Raw genomic sequence first — 16,023 nt, 5'->3', positions numbered from 1 at the left:
TAAGTTTGAGATTTAAGTTTTTGAGTTTTTTTATTTGCGTGTATAAGTTTTTGGTTTATTACTGTTTTGAGATTAACCAACTAAAAAACTTAAGAACTTAAAAACTTACTTTTTATTTTACAAGCGTAGCAATCAGGCTGGCAATGGATACCAGGATAGAAGTGGCTGAGATAACGACGCTGGTGGTGTTACCGATGTCGGAGTTCTTAGCCTTGGTTTTATTCGGAGTGACATAGAGGATGTCATTCTGCTGCAAATAGAAATGGGGGGAGAGCACAAGGTCGGATTTGGTAAGGTCGAGCATGACGATTTCACGTTTACCCTGTGCGTCTTCGCGGATGAGTTTTACATTGTCGCGTACACCGTATACGGTCATGTCGCCTGCCATGGCAAGGGCTTCGAGTACATTGACCTTTTCGTTGGAAACGGTAAAGGTACCCGGCCGAGTGACTTCACCCAATACGGAAATCTTGTAGTTTGCCATTCTTACGGTGACAATGGGAGTTTCTTTCAGATACGGTTTAAGACCTTCCCGAATCAGGGCTTCGGCTTCATTTTTTGTCATACCGCCTACCTTGAGTCTGCCCAATACAGGAAAGTCGATTTCTCCCTGATTATTGACCAGGTATTGTTGCAGAGAGGGCTGGGTAGTGGTATTGATGTTTGCAATAGCTGCGTTGAGTGGGGTTTGTACTGTAAGATTGAAAGGAGCTGCAGCTTGTGGGTCTGTGGTATTGACCGTGATGCTAAGCAAATCCTTTGGCATGATCTTGGCATCGTAGAGAGGAATCTCTTTTCCGTAGGCGTTTACAGTTTCGGGATCCTGCATGTAGGGTACTTTTTTGTAAGAAGTACATCCGGTAAACAGGATGCCTGCTGTAGTGATTACGATAAAATGTTTTAGCTTCATATTTTTTTAAGTTCTTTAGATTTTTAGTTTTTGAGTTAGTTGACAAGGCAGTATAAATTTGTAAGTTTTTTAGTTTTTAAGTTTGCGTGTATAAGTTTTGGGTTTATTACTGTTTTGAGATTAACCAACTAAAAAGCTTATAAACTCAAAAACACATAATCAACCAACTTATAAACTTAAAAACTTACGAACTTAAACTTTCTTTCTTCCAAACAAAGCCGCAAAGAACCCCTTTTTCTTGGGGGTATCGTGGTAGCTTTCTTCTTCGTACTTGCGCATGAGGTCTTCGTAGGAAAGTTTTTGGGTAACCATTTCGTAGATAGTTCCCCAGTCGGGCAATCCTCCGAGATTACGGTCGTCGATAAATAAGTCGGCTTTAAGTTTGCGTGAGTAGTGACGGTTGGCTCCTTTTTCTTCTTCCGGATAGTCTCGGTTGATGGCATAAAATTCAATACCTCGTTCACGGCAGAAAGTAATGGCTTCGTCGAGTAGGCGTCCTTCGCGCACAGTCCAAAGAATCAAGCGATGTTTGTCCTGCTGCAAACGGCGCAGAGTTTCGAAGGCAAAAGGTATTTCCTTACCTATTTCGGGATACTTGTGTTCGACAAGTGTTCCGTCGAAATCAATAGCTATAATCATAAAAAAAAAATAAGGATTTACTACAGGTCCGGGTACGCTTCGCGGTTACCTGTCACATTTTTATTTGTTGAAAGGTAAATAATAGAAATATATTTTTTGCAAAAATAAATCTTATTCCCCGTACGGCAAAGGCTTTTAAGAAAAAATAAGGCGTTCCCGAAAGATTTGAGTTTTCGGGAACGCCTTATAAATAAGAATAATACAAAGCTGTGTCTTAATATGCGTTTTTTTCGCCGTGAATAGCATTGGCCACGGTACGGTAAATGATGTAGAGGTCGAGACCGAAGCTCCAATGCTCAATATACCAGATGTCACCGTGTACACGGCCTTCCATGTCTTTCAACTCTTTGGTCTCGCCGCGGAATCCGGTTACCTGACTCCAACCTGTAATACCTGGTTTGACGAAATGGCGTACCATGTATTTGTTGATAAGTTTGGAGTATTCTTCGGTGTGCTTAAGCATATGCGGGCGGGGACCTACGATACTCATATCCCCCAACAGTACGTTGATGAATTGTGGAAGTTCATCGATATTGGTCTTACGCATGATATTACCCCACTTGGTTTTACGCGGATCGTCTTTGGTAGCCTGCAGTGTATCTGCTTCCTTGTTGACCTTCATGGAACGGAACTTGTAGCAATAGAACTCCTTGTCGTTGAGTCCGTTTCGTTTTTGGCGGAAGAAAATAGGACCAGGCATGGTAATTTTTGTGATGATGGTCACAATTATTAATATAATAGGGAATAAGGTGCAAAGGAAGAGCAGAGAAAATACGATGTCGAATGCTCTTTTCATTGCTTTATTCTCAATGCGGCTCAATGGGTCCGGACGTAAACTGAGGTAGGGTACATTGCCAATGAGGTTAAAGTATACCCGGTTCTGCAGATAGTTGTGCAAGTTGGGGACACTGTAGAAGTGGACCAGGTTATTCTCGCAATAATTGATAATAGGGAGAATGATATGGCCGTATCTGGATGGCAGACAGCAGTACAGGTAATGAATTTCGGGGTGCTGTTGCAGATAAGAACAAACTTGGTCGGGAGTTCCTAAATAAGGACACTCTTTAGAAAATTCAGGATTGGGTTCAAAATCGAAATAACCGTATACGCGATGGCCTGTAGAAGGGTCATCGGTAAGCTCGTGAAACAGCTCCCGGTTGTTTTCTGTACTACCTACCAATACAACGTGGTTTAAATTTCTGCCTTTCAGGCGAATTAACTTGATGATAGATCGGAAGATCAGGCGATGAGTAGCTATACAGATAAATAGAGTCAGTATGTATCCGCCGAAAAACCAGGAAAAAACATTCATATATTTGCCGATGCTGAGTAGAATGCCTGACAAAAATACGAAGTAGATGATAGTGCGGAATACACGGGTCACAATCTGATAGGTGAAGACTTTACGAAGATGTAAAACGACTCCTCCTTTCAGAGCACAAATGAAATAACATAAAACTAATGTAATATCAACTTGGAGCAGAGATGCATTTAAAACCTTATTTCCTTGGCTCATTGCCCAATGGTAAAAAAGGATAAATAATCCTCCACAAATGCATAAATCTCCAAAAATTACACAGGTTTTAATCAGCCCGCTGTAGCGGGTTGTATGATGATAATTTGCCATGATGTTTTGTTTGTCTCTTTAAAAAATAAATTTTTTGGTTATTTACTAACTCAACGTTGCAAAGATAGGCTTTGTTGTTGAAAATCACAAGTAATTCTTTTGTTGTTTTTAATAATGAACTTTTTCTTATTGGTTAATACATGTTAATTAAAAGCGTTTTTTTTGCTGTTTGTTATGTTGCATAACATAAAATAGCTATCTTTGCATCGTGTTTTTCATGGTATTAGATTTAAGGTTAATGAAGATTGGGAGTCTGGGAAGATTCCCTTTTTTTATATCTGTATATAGATGAACATATTTCATTAATATGACAAATTAGGGTGGCGGGTTTACGGATAGACAAAAAGTATCCGGAGCTATGTGTGATATCTTGGAATAAAAAAATCTGGAGCTCCAAGATGGTTTTCAATTTTATTTTTTACCTTTGTTTCTAATAAATTTTACTTAAAATGCTATGAATATAAAAATCCGCCTGATCATTATGAACTTCCTGCAGTTTGCAGTGTGGGGAGCTTATCTGACTTCAATGGGAACTTATCTTGCCAATATAGGCTTGGGAAGCCATATTGGTTTGTTTTATGCAATGCAAGGAATTGTTTCTCTGTTTATGCCTGCCATTCTCGGAATTATTGCAGACCGCTGGATGCCGGCACAGCAGTTACTGGGGTTGAGTCATTTACTGGCCGCCTTGTTTATGGCTGGAGCCGGTTATTATGGAATGACGGCGGGTGATATGGTTTCTTTCCCTGTTTTGTTTGCTTTTTATTCGATGAGTGTAGCGTTTTATATGCCTACGCTGGCGTTGTCGAATTCGGTGGCGTATACTGCTTTGGAAAAGAAAGGGCTGGATACAATCAAGGCTTTTCCGCCTATCCGTACATGTGGTACCATCGGCTTTATCTGTTCGATGTGGCTGGTCGATCTCATGGGTTTCCAGAATAATTATATGCAGTTTTATACGTGTGCCGTATGGGGAGTGATTTTGGCGGTGTATGCACACACATTGCCACACTGTCCGGTAAATAAGACTCATTCTCAGAAAAAAACAATTGTGGAAGCACTGGGACTCAATGCCTTTCTGCTGTTTAAACAGAAAAAGATGGCGATATTCTTTGTGTTCTCCATGTTATTGGGAGTATCGTTGCAGATTACCAATGGGTTTGCCAATCCTTTTATTACAAGTTTCAGTTCTATTCCTGAATATGCTGATACGTTTGGAGTACAGCATGCCAATCTGCTCATTTCACTCTCGCAAATCAGTGAAACGTGTTGTATCTTGCTGATCCCGTTTTTCTTGAGCCGTTTTGGTATTAAAAAGGTGATGCTGATTGCGATGGTGGCTTGGGTGTTGCGTTTTGGTTTGTTTGGCTTGGGAAATCCGGGAAGCGGAGTGTGGATGTTTATTCTTTCCATGCTGGTATATGGAGTGGCATTCGACTTCTTTAATGTATCCGGTTCGTTGTTTGTGGATAAGGAAACTGATATTTCAATTCGCTCCAGTGCGCAGGGATTGTTTATCATTATGACTAATGGAGTGGGTGCTACTGTGGGTACACTGGCTGCTCAGTGGATAGTAAACCAGTTTGTAGACTTTAGTAGTACGGCTCCTCAGGTTGAAGGGTGGAGCAATGCGTGGTTTATTTTTGCTGCGTACGCACTGGTGGTAGCGGTTGTGTTTGCTTTGGTTTTCCGTTATAAACACGAACGGACAGTTTGACAACGTTATTAATTAATATATAAAAGCTATGAAAAAGAGTGTGTATGTATGCCTGATGTGTTTGGCCATGATATGGCTGGCATCGTGCTCAAGTGAAAAAAAGTATGTGAACGTGTTGCCGGAGAATCCGGGGGCAGTGGTATCTGTAGATTTGAAGCAACTGGTGCAGAAAAGTGATTTGTCTGCAGAAGATACTAAGGCTGTTGTGACTGAGATTAAGAATACCTTGGGTAACGGATTGGATGCGCAGGGTACGGAACTGATAGATAAAGTGTTGGCGGATCCTTCGGAAAGTGGACTGGATTTGAAGCAAAAAGTGTATCTGTTTGTGGATGACAAAGGAGAAAAAGGGGGCTTGCTGGCATGTGTGCAGGATAAAGGAAAACTGAATGAGTTGGTTGGTTTGCTGGGAAAACAGCAGTCATCGGCAGCTATAGAAGATAAGGGAGCGTATAGTCAGGTTGTACAAGAGCAAGGGGTGTTGGCATATAGCGATTGCTCTTGCTTGCTTTTGTTCTCGGACAAAGGAAAGGATGCTGATTTGCAGACCTGGGCTTCTGAACTAATGGGAGGAGAGAATAAAAATTCTTTCTGTGATAGCAAGGGCTTCGAAAGTATGGAAAAGATAAAGGGAGATATCTCTGTCTTTATGTCGATGGTGATGCTGCCTGAAGAATATAAGATGATGGCTAAAATGTCTATGCCCGCAACTGTTGATTGGAAGGATCTGAACATTGTGGCAGGAGTACATTTTGAAAAGGGACGTATGGTTCTTGACATTGAAACCCTTATCAATGATGCCTTGAAAAAGGAATACGAAAAGATTCGTCCTATTTATTCGAAAGAAACTACTGATAAGTTCTTGAAGATGTTCCCGAAAGGTTCGTTCATGTGGGTAGATATGGGCTTGAAAGGAGATAAATTGTATGAAACATTGATGAAGGAACCTGCTATGGCAGCACAGCTGGGTGGTGTACAGACCATGTTTGACTTGAAGTCGGCATTGAGCGCGATTGATGGAGAAACAGTAATCTGTATTTCTAATCTGGAACCTTTGTCGTTTGCATTGATGGCTGAGGTGGAGAACTCGGATTTTATGCAGAGTTTTGAAAGTTTGAAGCCGATGTTGGACATGACCAGAGGACAAATGAAGCTGGTGGAAACCGGAAAGAATGCGTATGAGTTGCAGATGGCAGACGGACGTATGATGGGTGTGCAAGGCAACGTGTCTATATATATAGGTGTAAAAGATGGAGTATTTTATCTGACTAATGATAAGATGTGTGCCGAACAGAAAGAGGTCGATAACTCAATGAAGAATGAATCGTGGGCTGGTAATGTGCCGGGTAAACGGTGCTTCTTTGTGATGAATTGTTATTCACTGAATGAGATAATGAATGCTAATCATCAGGTTTATAGTTCGAAAGATCAGTTGACACAGCGGATGCTGAGTGTTATGGATTACATGACAGTAGAGGCAAAGGATGATACTCACGGACGTATGGAACTGGGTATGAAGGATAAGGAAACAAATGTCTTGAAGCAGTGGATTGCGTTGGGTAAGGAGCTTGCTGTCCGCTAATTGAGGTCTTGATATCTTGTAGTTATGTCCGAATGGTTGCATGGAATGGTGCTGCTGTTCGGACATAATTTTTTTATTTTCGTTTGTTTCTGCGTTTGCTTTTCGCTATCTTTCTAGAAGATAGGATGCGGCTCGGCATAGTTCAAACTTGAAAACTATGTTTTCGTTTGCCTCTGCTCTCGCCTTTCATTATCTTTGCACGAGTAAAATTTTAAAAAAGAAAAAGATATGCATGTATTTTATACACCGGATATTGATACTTGTCCGGAACTTCCGGAAGAGGAAGCCGGACACTGTTTGAGAGTATTACGCTTGGGTGTAGGCGACGAAGTGATGCTGACAGACGGAAAAGGATTTTTTTATAAGGCAGTCATCAGTGCGGCTACGGGAAAAAGGTGTCAGGTGAAGGTGGTGGAGAAAATAGAGCAGGAGAAGTTCTGGAAAGGACATTTGCATCTGGCTATGGCACCGACCAAGAATATGGACCGTATAGAGTGGTTTGCCGAAAAAGCAACGGAAATAGGCTTTGATGAATTGAGCTTTTTGAATTGCCGTTTTTCTGAACGGAAGGTTATCAAGACGGAACGTATTGAGAAGATTGTGGTGTCGGCCATGAAGCAGTCGTTGAAGGCATGTAAGCCGATTGTGAATGAAATGACGGACTTTGCTAAATTTATGCAACGGGATTTTCAGGGACAGAAATTTATCGCTCACTGTTACGAGGGAGAGAAACCGTTGCTGAAAGAGGTTTTGAAACCTGAGGAAGATGCACTGGTTTTGATTGGACCGGAAGGTGATTTTAGTCCGGAGGAGGTTCAGAAAGCTGAAGCACTGGGCTTTCAGCCAATCAGTCTGGGTAAATCGAGACTGCGGACAGAAACGGCTGCGCTGGTTGCTGTGCATATGATGAATTTATTTAATTCTTAAAGTAATGAAAACACTGAAATATTGGGTCGGGGCAGCTGCTGTATGGGTACTGACGGCTTGTTCGGGAGGTGCAGACTATGAACGTGTGTTGCCGAAGGATGCTGCTGCGGTAGCGACTGTCGACCTGAAAGCGATGGCTGCTAAAGCTGGCTTACAGAATAGTGAAGGACAGGTGGCGATGAACCGGCTGGCTAACTTGTTGAAAAGTGGACTGACTGATTCGGAGAATCTGATTGACAGAATTGTGGCGAATCCCGATGAGAGCGGATTGTCTTTGAAAGACAGGCTGTACTTGTTTGTAGAAAAACGCTCGGTGTCTGCTGGTGTGCTGATGCGGGTAACTGATGAGGACAAACTGACAGATTTGCTGGAGATGCTGAAAGAACAGGGTGTGTGTGAGGCGTTACGTGAAAGTGACGGATGTACTTGGACGGTAATGGGAAAGATGCTGATCGCTTATAATGAAGATGCTTTTCTGTTGGTGATGGACCCGTCTGGAAGAAATGCCGGTGATATGCAACATTCGGCTGCAAAATGGTTGAGACAGAAACGGGAGGATAGCTTTGCTGAAACTGAAGATTATCAAAGTATTCAGGATGCAAAAGGAGATATTTCTGTTTGGGCTTCAATGGCTTTGCTGCCGGAACGTGCGATTTATCCATTGACAATGGGAGGGTCGGCTGAACTGAAAGGGGAGGACGTGAAGGCCTTGGCTACAATGAATTTTGAGACAGGTAAGCTGGTGTGTGATGTACGTTCGCTTACCACCGATAAGGTGATGATGAAGGTGGCGGAAGAATATTTTAATGCTACATCACCGGTAAAAGGAGACCATTTGGATGATTTTCCTGCCAATACGTTCGGTTGGAGTACATTGTCCGTAGACGGAGCAAAGTTATATAAATGGTTGAATAGCAATCCTGCTGTGAAGCGTATGTTTGAGCATTCGATGATTCCGCTTGATTTTCATGCCATTTTCTCTGCTGTAAAAGGTGACGTGTCGTTTACTGTGACTAATCCGCTGTATGGAGATTATATTTTATTGGCGGATGTGGTGAGTACGGATTTTCTGCAGACTGTTGAGGATCTGAAACCGATGATTGCCATGACTGGAGGGCAAATGCGCTTGATGAATCGTGGAGAGCATGCGTATGAATTTTATATGATGGATGGTAGTGTATTGAATATGCGTCCGGGTCCGGTTCATGTGTGGTTTGGAGTAAAGGATGGTAAAATGTATTTTACCAATAGGGAGAATCTGGTGGAGAGAAAAGTGCTGGGGTTGTCGATGAAGAATACGGAATGGGGAAAAGAAGTAGAAGGAAAGAGAGTGTTCTCTGTAGTGAACTTCATTTCTTTGATGCAGACCGTATCGTCTACACTTCGCAAGCAGCAGATGCCCCCCGTGTTTATAGGCTTGGACAGACTGGACAGGATGACAGTGGAAATGAGAGAAGAGGATAAAATGGTGCATATGGAACTGCTCTTTAAAGATCGGAATAGAAACGTGCTGGAGCAGATGACGGCATTGGTAAATCTGACAACCGGAAAATAAAATTGGAAAAATGAATACAATAGAATTGCAACAGACTTTGCCTGCGGTTTTTGCAGACAGGGATTGTGTCGTGTCGGATGTATGGCATAAACAGATTGCGTTTCAGAAAGGACAGATTTGTTTGGTGGAAGCTGCTTCGGGAACGGGGAAATCTTCGCTCTGCAGCTTTGTGTATGGATACAGAAAAGACTATCAGGGAATTATTTCTTTTGATGGAGAAAATGTCAGAAAGTTTACGGTCAGCCGGTGGGTAAACATCAGAAAAAAAGAATTGAGTATGCTTTTTCAGGAGTTACGTTTGTTTCCGGAGTTGACAGCAGGAGAAAATATAATCTTGAAAAACGGATTGACAAAGTATGCCAGCCGAAAGCAGATGGAGGAGTGGTTTGACCGGCTTGGAATTGCGGACAAATGGAATCAGAAAATCGGACAAATGTCGTACGGTCAGCAACAGAGAGTGGCTTTTGTAAGAGCTTTGTGCCAACCTTTCGATTTTATTTTTCTGGATGAGCCTATCAGTCATCTGGACGATGGAAATGCCCGGATAATGGCTGATATTCTGAAGGAAGAAGTAGACAAACGTGGAGCCGGTGCAATTCTGACTTCTATAGGAAAGCATCCGGAGATGAATTATGACAGGGTATTGAAACTGTAGAAGAAGATGACTTTGAAACTAAAAATTCAAAATAAAAAATTAAACAAATCATGCTTTGGAAATTATTGAAACAGCATATTAGCGTGGCGCAATTGGCTGGATTCTTTCTGGCTAATTTGTGTGGAATGGTGATTGTGCTGCTGAGTGTACAGTTTTATAAGGATGTCTTGCCTGTGTTTACGCAGGGGGATAGCTTTATGAAGAAGGATTATTTGATTCTGAGTAAAAAGGTAAGCACATTGGGGTCGCTGGTGGGAAAAAGTAATACGTTTTCGGCTGGTGATGTGGATGAAATTAAGAAACAGCCTTTTACGGCAGAGGTCGGAGCTTTTAAGCCGACTCAGTTTCGTGTATCGGCAGGAATGGGAGTACAGGGGATGCAGATGTCTACCGATATGTTTTTTGAATCGGTGCCCGACCGCTTTGTAGATGCAAAACTGGATCGCTGGAAATTTGATGCTTCGCAAGAGGTGATTCCTATCATCGTACCACGTAATTATCTGAATCTGTATAACTTCGGGTTTGCGCAAAGCAGAAACTTGCCTAAGATATCGGAGGGACTTGTGGGTATGGTTAATTTGGATATCCGATTGATGGGTAACGGGCAGGTGAAAATGATGAAAGGGAATATTGTAGGATTTTCTGACAGATTGAATACAATTCTGGTGCCGGAGACTTTTGTGGATTGGGCAAATAAAGTGTATGGGACTGGACAGCAGACTGAACCGTCGAGACTGATTGTAGAGGTACACAATCCGGCAGATGAGAGAATTGCACGTTTCCTGAAAGAAAAAGGGTATGAAACCGAAGGTGACAAGGCCGATGCTGGAAAAACTGCCTGGTTCTTGAAACTGATTGTGGGTATAGTGATGTCTGTAGGGTTGATTATCAGTATACTTTCATTTTATATTCTGATTCTCAGTATTTATCTTTTATTGCAAAAGAATACCAAAAAGCTGGAAAATCTGTTGTTGATAGGATATAGTCCTGCACGTGTGGCACGACCTTATCAGGTGTTGTCTGCCGTGGTCAATTTACTGGTACTTATATTGAGTCTTGTTGTGGTATGCCTTATACGGGGAGAGTATCTGGATGTAGTGAATGGATTATTCCCGGATTTGAACCCTGGTGGGCTTCTTCCATCTTGTCTGGTAGGAGGAATATTGTTTGTGGTTGTTACGATACTGAATGCCATTATTGTACGCCGGAAAATTAATGAGATATGGATGAGAAAATGAGTAAATCTTAAAAAGAGTTTTCTCATTGAAAGTTGAAAAATACGCTACTTTCTGTACAGAGGAGTACTTTGTATGGAGGGTAGCGTTATTTTTTTAAGGCTATGAAGGGGAATGAAATCGTATATATGTGAATAAATGTTTATTCGTGTTCTCTATTGTAAAATGGAATGTTCAATATTAGTTGATTTGTGTCTTATAACATAGTTTTAAGGCTAAAAAATGTTATATGGAGTTACACCCATGCAAGATTATTCTATAAATTTGCGTAACACAAATAGTCAAACTTTTAACAATTGAATGACCAACTTTATTGGAACTTTTGTGAAGGGAGACTTTTAAAATTTAAAAGTATAGCTTATGTCAAAAATCGTTGGACACATTTCGCAGGTAATCGGTCCGGTAGTCGATGTACACTTCAAACTTGAAGGCAAGGATGCGGAACATGCTTTGCCGAAGATCCACGATGCGATGACTATCGTAAGACACGATGGCCGCACATTGGTGGTGGAAGTGCAGCAGCACATTGGTGAAGATACTGTTCGTACCGTGGCAATGGACAGCACGGATGGATTGCAGCGCGGAATGGAAGTCGTGCCAACCGGTCAGGCAATTACAATGCCGGTCGGTACTCAGATTAAAGGACGAGTAATGAACGTTGTCGGTGAAACTATTGACGGCATGAAGGAACTGGACAAAACGGACGGTTTCCCTATTCATCGTGAGCCGCCTAAATTTGAAGATCTGGCTACGACTCAGGAAGTCCTTTTTACAGGTATTAAGGTAATTGACCTTTTGGAACCTTATCTAAAAGGAGGTAAAATTGGATTGTTTGGTGGTGCTGGTGTTGGTAAAACAGTGCTTATCAAAGAGTTGATTAACAACATTGCGAAGAAACACAACGGTTTCTCTGTGTTTGCGGGAGTAGGAGAACGTACTCGTGAGGGTAATGACCTGCTGCGTGAAATGATTGAATCAGGGGTAATCCGTTATGGCGATGAATTCCTGAAGAGTATGGAGGAAGGAAATTGGGATCTTTCCAAAGTAGATTATAATGAAGTGGAAAAATCGCAGGTAGCAATGGTTTTCGGCCAGATGAACGAACCTCCTGGTGCACGTCAGTCTGTAGCTCTTTCCGGTTTGACCTTGGCAGAATCTTTCAGAGACAGACAAACCGGAGAAAATGGACCGCGTGATATCTTGTTCTTTATCGATAATATCTTCCGTTTTACTCAGGCCGGTTCTGAGGTATCTGCCTTGTTGGGACGTATGCCTTCTGCAGTAGGATATCAGCCTACTTTGGCTACAGAAATGGGACAGATGCAGGAACGAATCACTTCTACCAAAAACGGATCTATTACTTCTGTACAGGCGGTATATGTGCCGGCAGACGACTTGACAGACCCTGCTCCGGCTACTACCTTTACACACTTGGATGCGACTACGGTATTGAGCCGTAAGATTACCGAGTTGGGTATTTATCCGGCTGTGGATCCGTTGGAATCAACTTCTCGTATTCTTGATCCGCTGATTGTTGGCAAAGAACATTATGAAACTGCTCAGCGCGTAAAACAAATTCTGCAACGTAATAAGGAATTGCAAGATATTATCTCTATTTTGGGTATGGATGAACTTTCGGATGAAGATCGTCTGACTGTGAACCGTGCACGTAGAGTACAGCGTTTTTTGTCGCAGCCATTTGCTGTAGCCGAACAGTTTACTGGAGTTCCCGGAGTGATGGTATCTATTGAAGATACAATTAAGGGATTCAAGATGATTCTGGATGGTGAGGTAGACTATTTGCCGGAACAGGCTTTCCTGAATGTAGGTACGATAGAAGATGCCATAGCAAAAGGTAAGAAATTGCTGGAAGCTGCTCAGGGATAAGCCGGACCGGAACAGAAAGGCTTGTCAATTAAAATAGAATAATATGAAAGAACTTCATTTGGTAATTGTTTCACCCGAACGAATCGTGTTCGATGGTATGGCAGAGTCGGTTACATTGCCGGGAGAACTCGGAGAGTTTCAGGTATTGCCCGATCATGCTCCGCTCATTTCGTCGCTTGTGGAAGGAGAGGTGAAATATGTTGCCGGAAAAGAAACACAAGTTTTGCAGATTACTGAAGGATTTGTGGAAGTTAGAGACAATCAGATATCAGTCTGTGCTGAACTTTGAGAAAAGTGAAGTGGACGCTGAACTAAAAACGTTTTGGTAGTTTCCGATTGAAAAACTACATAATACTATGTTAATGTTAGCCGTAAAGAAAAAGTTTGTAGTAGAACATACTCTTGCAGGAATTGTTCTGACGGGGATTGTGGCCTTAGTATACCATTTGTTTATACCGGAACGGTATTTTCTGTGGTTTCCTGCCATACCGATATTCTTCTATCTTTTCGGCTTATTTTATATAGGTATGTTTACGTTCAGTATCCGGCTGGGGCAAGATAAAATAGCCATGACTTACATGGTATGTAAGGCGATAAAGTTTATATTGAGTGCATTTGTTATGATTGCTTATGGCTTTTTTGTACGGCATGAAATTGTAGCTTTTATCGGAACGTTTATCTTTTTTTATTTTGCCTTTCTGATTTTTGAGACACGCTTCTTCCTTCTGTTTGAAGAGAAACTTAAACAAGAGAAAAAAAACAATGAAAAAACTTCGGTACATAGCAATAATTCTGCTTCTGCTGGTTAGTATACCGGGGATGGTATGGGCTCAGTCTGCGGGAACGGCTTCACAGGAAAGTGAAGAAGAACTCGATGTGAATGAACTGGTGTTCGGTCACATTGGCGATGCATACGAATGGCATATCGTGACGTTGGGTGAGACAGAGCTTTGTATTCCACTGCCGGTTATTGTGAAAAGCAGCACCGGATGGCATGTATTTTCTTCTTCCCGACTGGAAGAGGGAGAATACGAAGGATTGTATATCGCCAAAGGTGGAGCATACGACGGCAAGATAGTAGAACGAAATGATGCCGGTGAAGAGGTTCGTCCTTTTGATATTTCCATTACGAAGAATGTGCTGGGGTTGTTTATAAACAGTGCGCTGTTGCTCGTCATTATGATGAGTTGTGTACGCTGGTATAAAAAACACCCGGTAGAACAGGGAGCTCCTAAAGGAGGAGTAGGTATGATTGAGGCATTGGTGCTGATGGTGTACGACGATGTGATAAAAGGTTGCATCGGAGAAGACTATAAGCGATATGCTCCGTATCTGCTGACTGCATTTTTCTTCGTATTGGTAAATAATCTGATGGGACTGATACCGTTTTTCCCCGGAGGAGCTAACGTAACAGGTAACATTGCCATTACTTTGGTCTTGGCAGTATGCACGTTTATCTTTACGAATCTGTATGCTACGAAGGAATATTGGAAAGAAATATTCTGGCCGGATGTGCCTACGTGGCTGAAAGTTCCAATACCTATGATGCCGTTGATTGAGTTCTTCGGTATATTTACAAAACCGTTTGCGCTGATGATTCGTCTTTTTGCCAATATTATGGCAGGACATGCGGCTATTTTGAGTTTGATAGCCATCATCTTTATTACTGTAAAGGTGGGTCCTGTAATAAATGGCTCAATGACGGCTGTAGCAGTGATATTCGGTATTTTTATGGATGCACTGGAAGTTCTGGTAGCATTTATCCAAGCTTATGTGTTTACTATGCTTTCGGCCGTATTTATCGGTTTGTCGAGAGTAAAGGAACACGAAGCAAGTAAATAGAGATTAAAAAATAGGAAAGTATAACCATTTAAAAATTGTAAGATTATGTTATTGTCAATTTTATTGCAGGCTGCTGCAGGTGTAGGTATTAGTAAATTAGGTGCCGCTATTGGTGCGGGTATTGCTGTATTGGGTGCTGGTATCGGTATCGGTCGTATTGGTAGCTCTGCAATGGAGGGTATTGCCCGTCAGCCGGAAGCATCTGGTGATCTGCGTATGAATATGATTATTGCAGCTGCTTTGGTAGAAGGTGTGGCTTTGATTGCCATTGTAGTTTGTTTGTTGACTTTGTTCTTGTAATTTATAAGGTAGTTAAGGAAATGCGGGCATCGTATCTCCTTTCCTTAACTACTTTCAATTTTAAAATAAGAAGATATGGGATTATTAACTCCAGATCCGGGATTGATGTTCTGGATGATTATAGTGTTTGGAGTCGTTTTCTTTGTGTTGGCAAAGTATGGCTTCCCTGTAATCATCGGCATGGTTGAGGATCGGAAAGCATACATTGACGATTCGCTGAAAGCTGCACGTGAAGCAAACGAACAACTGGCTAATGTGAAAGCCGAAGGCGAAAAAGTGCTTGCGCAGGCTCGTGAAGAACAGGCACGGATACTGAATGAAGCTTCTGCTACACGCGACCGTATCATCAAAGATGCACAGGAGCGTGCCATGCTGGAAGGACAGCGCCTGATGGATGAAATGAAAAAACAAATTGAAACTGAAAAAGAAAGTGCAATTCGTGATATTCGCCGCCAGGTAGCAGTCTTGTCAGTAGATATTGCAGAAAAGATCATGCGCAGTAAACTGGCTGATGAAAAAGAGCAGATGGAGTTGATTGACCGTATGCTGGATGAAATGCTTGAATCTTCTAAAAAATAAATGTTATGAATACTGGAGTTGTTTCTATGCGTTATGCAAAGGCATTGCTGGCGTATGCAAAGGCACAAGGTAAAGAAGATGTAGTGTACGAAGAAGTAAAATCGCTTGCTGTACATTATGCGGAGGTGCCGGAATTGCGTCGGGCCATAGAGAATCCGGTACTGGATGTGGAACAAAAACTGAATCTGCTCTGCGAAGCCGCAGGAGGTAAGACTGTTTCTGAGGAACTGAAGCGTTTCTTTAATTTGGTGCTGGAGGAAAAAAGAGAGAAATTCCTGCAATTCATGACTTGGTCGTATATAGACTTGTACAGGGAAGATAAGCATATCCTCATCGGAAAATTAACAACTGCGATTCCTTCACCTAAGTTGGTAAAGCATTTGGAGGTGTTGGCTAGTGAACGGACAAAGGGAAGCGTCGAACTGGAAGCAAAAGTTGATCCTGCTCTCATTGGAGGTTACATTATCGAACTGGCTGGGTTCCGTATGGACGCCAGTGTGGCCAATCAGCTCAAGAGGGTGAAGCGTCAGTTTATGGCGAGAAATAGAAGAATAGTTTAATATTAGAA

At 42.0% G+C, this 16,023-nt stretch carries 16 protein-coding genes; 13 read left to right on the top strand and 3 right to left on the bottom strand.

Annotation, left to right across the window (positions count from 1 at the left end; genetic code table 11):
* Window positions 1-112: 112 nt before the first annotated feature.
* From O6P32_RS01865 to O6P32_RS01855, 3 genes are all read right to left on the bottom strand, one after another.
* Window positions 113-910 (bottom strand): polysaccharide biosynthesis/export family protein, encoded by a 798-nt coding sequence (locus O6P32_RS01865; protein WP_269876475.1) that lies wholly within the window; start codon window positions 908-910, stop codon window positions 113-115.
* Window positions 911-1,102: 192 nt separating this feature from the next.
* Window positions 1,103-1,549 (bottom strand): BT0820 family HAD-type phosphatase, encoded by a 447-nt coding sequence (locus O6P32_RS01860; protein WP_269876474.1) that lies wholly within the window; start codon window positions 1,547-1,549, stop codon window positions 1,103-1,105.
* A 214-nt stretch (window positions 1,550-1,763) separates the two neighbouring features.
* Window positions 1,764-3,176: an undecaprenyl-phosphate glucose phosphotransferase gene (locus tag O6P32_RS01855; RefSeq protein ID WP_269876473.1), complete on the bottom strand. Its 1,413-nt coding sequence runs from the start codon at window positions 3,174-3,176 to the stop codon at window positions 1,764-1,766.
* 454 nt (window positions 3,177-3,630) lie between these two features.
* On the opposite strand from O6P32_RS01855, the gene O6P32_RS01850 reads away from it, so the two are divergent.
* The 13 genes from O6P32_RS01850 to O6P32_RS01790 all read left to right on the top strand — a co-directional run bounded on the left by O6P32_RS01850 (window position 3,631) and on the right by O6P32_RS01790 (window position 16,015).
* Entirely contained in the window at window positions 3,631-4,893 is a 1,263-nt protein-coding gene (locus O6P32_RS01850; protein ID WP_178266660.1) for an MFS transporter, read from the top strand.
* 28 nt (window positions 4,894-4,921) lie between these two features.
* On the top strand, window positions 4,922-6,475 hold the full coding sequence (locus O6P32_RS01845; protein ID WP_269876472.1) for a DUF4836 family protein: 1,554 nt from the start codon (window positions 4,922-4,924) through the stop codon (window positions 6,473-6,475).
* Between the two features lie 228 nt (window positions 6,476-6,703).
* Window positions 6,704-7,402 carry a 16S rRNA (uracil(1498)-N(3))-methyltransferase gene (locus O6P32_RS01840; RefSeq protein WP_269876471.1) on the top strand — a complete coding sequence of 233 codons (699 nt, stop codon included), beginning with the start codon at window positions 6,704-6,706 and terminating at the stop codon, window positions 7,400-7,402.
* Between the two features lie 4 nt (window positions 7,403-7,406).
* Window positions 7,407-8,957 (top strand): DUF4836 family protein, encoded by a 1,551-nt coding sequence (locus O6P32_RS01835; RefSeq protein WP_269876470.1) that lies wholly within the window; start codon window positions 7,407-7,409, stop codon window positions 8,955-8,957.
* Between the two features lie 10 nt (window positions 8,958-8,967).
* Window positions 8,968-9,612, top strand: a complete 645-nt coding sequence (locus O6P32_RS01830; protein WP_269876469.1) for an ATP-binding cassette domain-containing protein — start codon at window positions 8,968-8,970, stop codon at window positions 9,610-9,612.
* Window positions 9,613-9,662: 50 nt separating this feature from the next.
* Window positions 9,663-10,850 carry an ABC transporter permease gene (locus O6P32_RS01825; RefSeq protein ID WP_269876468.1) on the top strand — a complete coding sequence of 396 codons (1,188 nt, stop codon included), beginning with the start codon at window positions 9,663-9,665 and terminating at the stop codon, window positions 10,848-10,850.
* Window positions 10,851-11,207: 357 nt separating this feature from the next.
* Complete coding sequence (atpD, locus tag O6P32_RS01820; protein WP_178266654.1) at window positions 11,208-12,734, top strand: F0F1 ATP synthase subunit beta; 1,527 nt, start codon at window positions 11,208-11,210, stop codon at window positions 12,732-12,734.
* 43 nt (window positions 12,735-12,777) lie between these two features.
* A complete protein-coding gene (gene atpC / locus O6P32_RS01815) occupies window positions 12,778-13,023 on the top strand; it encodes an ATP synthase F1 subunit epsilon (protein ID WP_269876467.1) in 246 nt (81 codons plus the stop codon).
* 67 nt (window positions 13,024-13,090) lie between these two features.
* Window positions 13,091-13,543, top strand: a complete 453-nt coding sequence (locus O6P32_RS01810; protein ID WP_269876466.1) for a hypothetical protein — start codon at window positions 13,091-13,093, stop codon at window positions 13,541-13,543.
* Entirely contained in the window at window positions 13,497-14,576 is a 1,080-nt protein-coding gene (gene atpB, locus O6P32_RS01805) for a F0F1 ATP synthase subunit A (protein ID WP_269876465.1), read from the top strand. The genes O6P32_RS01810 and atpB overlap by 47 nt, the downstream gene beginning before the upstream one ends.
* 45 nt (window positions 14,577-14,621) lie before the next feature.
* Window positions 14,622-14,876 (top strand): ATP synthase F0 subunit C, encoded by a 255-nt coding sequence (atpE, locus tag O6P32_RS01800; protein WP_269876464.1) that lies wholly within the window; start codon window positions 14,622-14,624, stop codon window positions 14,874-14,876.
* 75 nt (window positions 14,877-14,951) lie between these two features.
* Window positions 14,952-15,455, top strand: coding sequence for a F0F1 ATP synthase subunit B (gene atpF, locus O6P32_RS01795; protein ID WP_178266649.1), 504 nt, complete (start codon window positions 14,952-14,954; stop codon window positions 15,453-15,455).
* A 5-nt stretch (window positions 15,456-15,460) separates the two neighbouring features.
* The gene (locus O6P32_RS01790; RefSeq protein ID WP_178266648.1) at window positions 15,461-16,015 is read left to right on the top strand and encodes a F0F1 ATP synthase subunit delta; all 555 of its coding nucleotides are present in this window, start codon (window positions 15,461-15,463) and stop codon (window positions 16,013-16,015) included.
* The last annotated feature ends 8 nt before the right edge of the window (window positions 16,016-16,023 follow it).

The sequence above is a fragment of the Phocaeicola acetigenes genome, assembly GCF_027529745.1.
GTDB classification, from domain to species: domain Bacteria; phylum Bacteroidota; class Bacteroidia; order Bacteroidales; family Bacteroidaceae; genus Phocaeicola; species Phocaeicola acetigenes.
The sequence above is the reverse complement of the archived record's forward strand: the minus strand, read 5'-3'. Positions and strand labels throughout refer to the sequence as shown.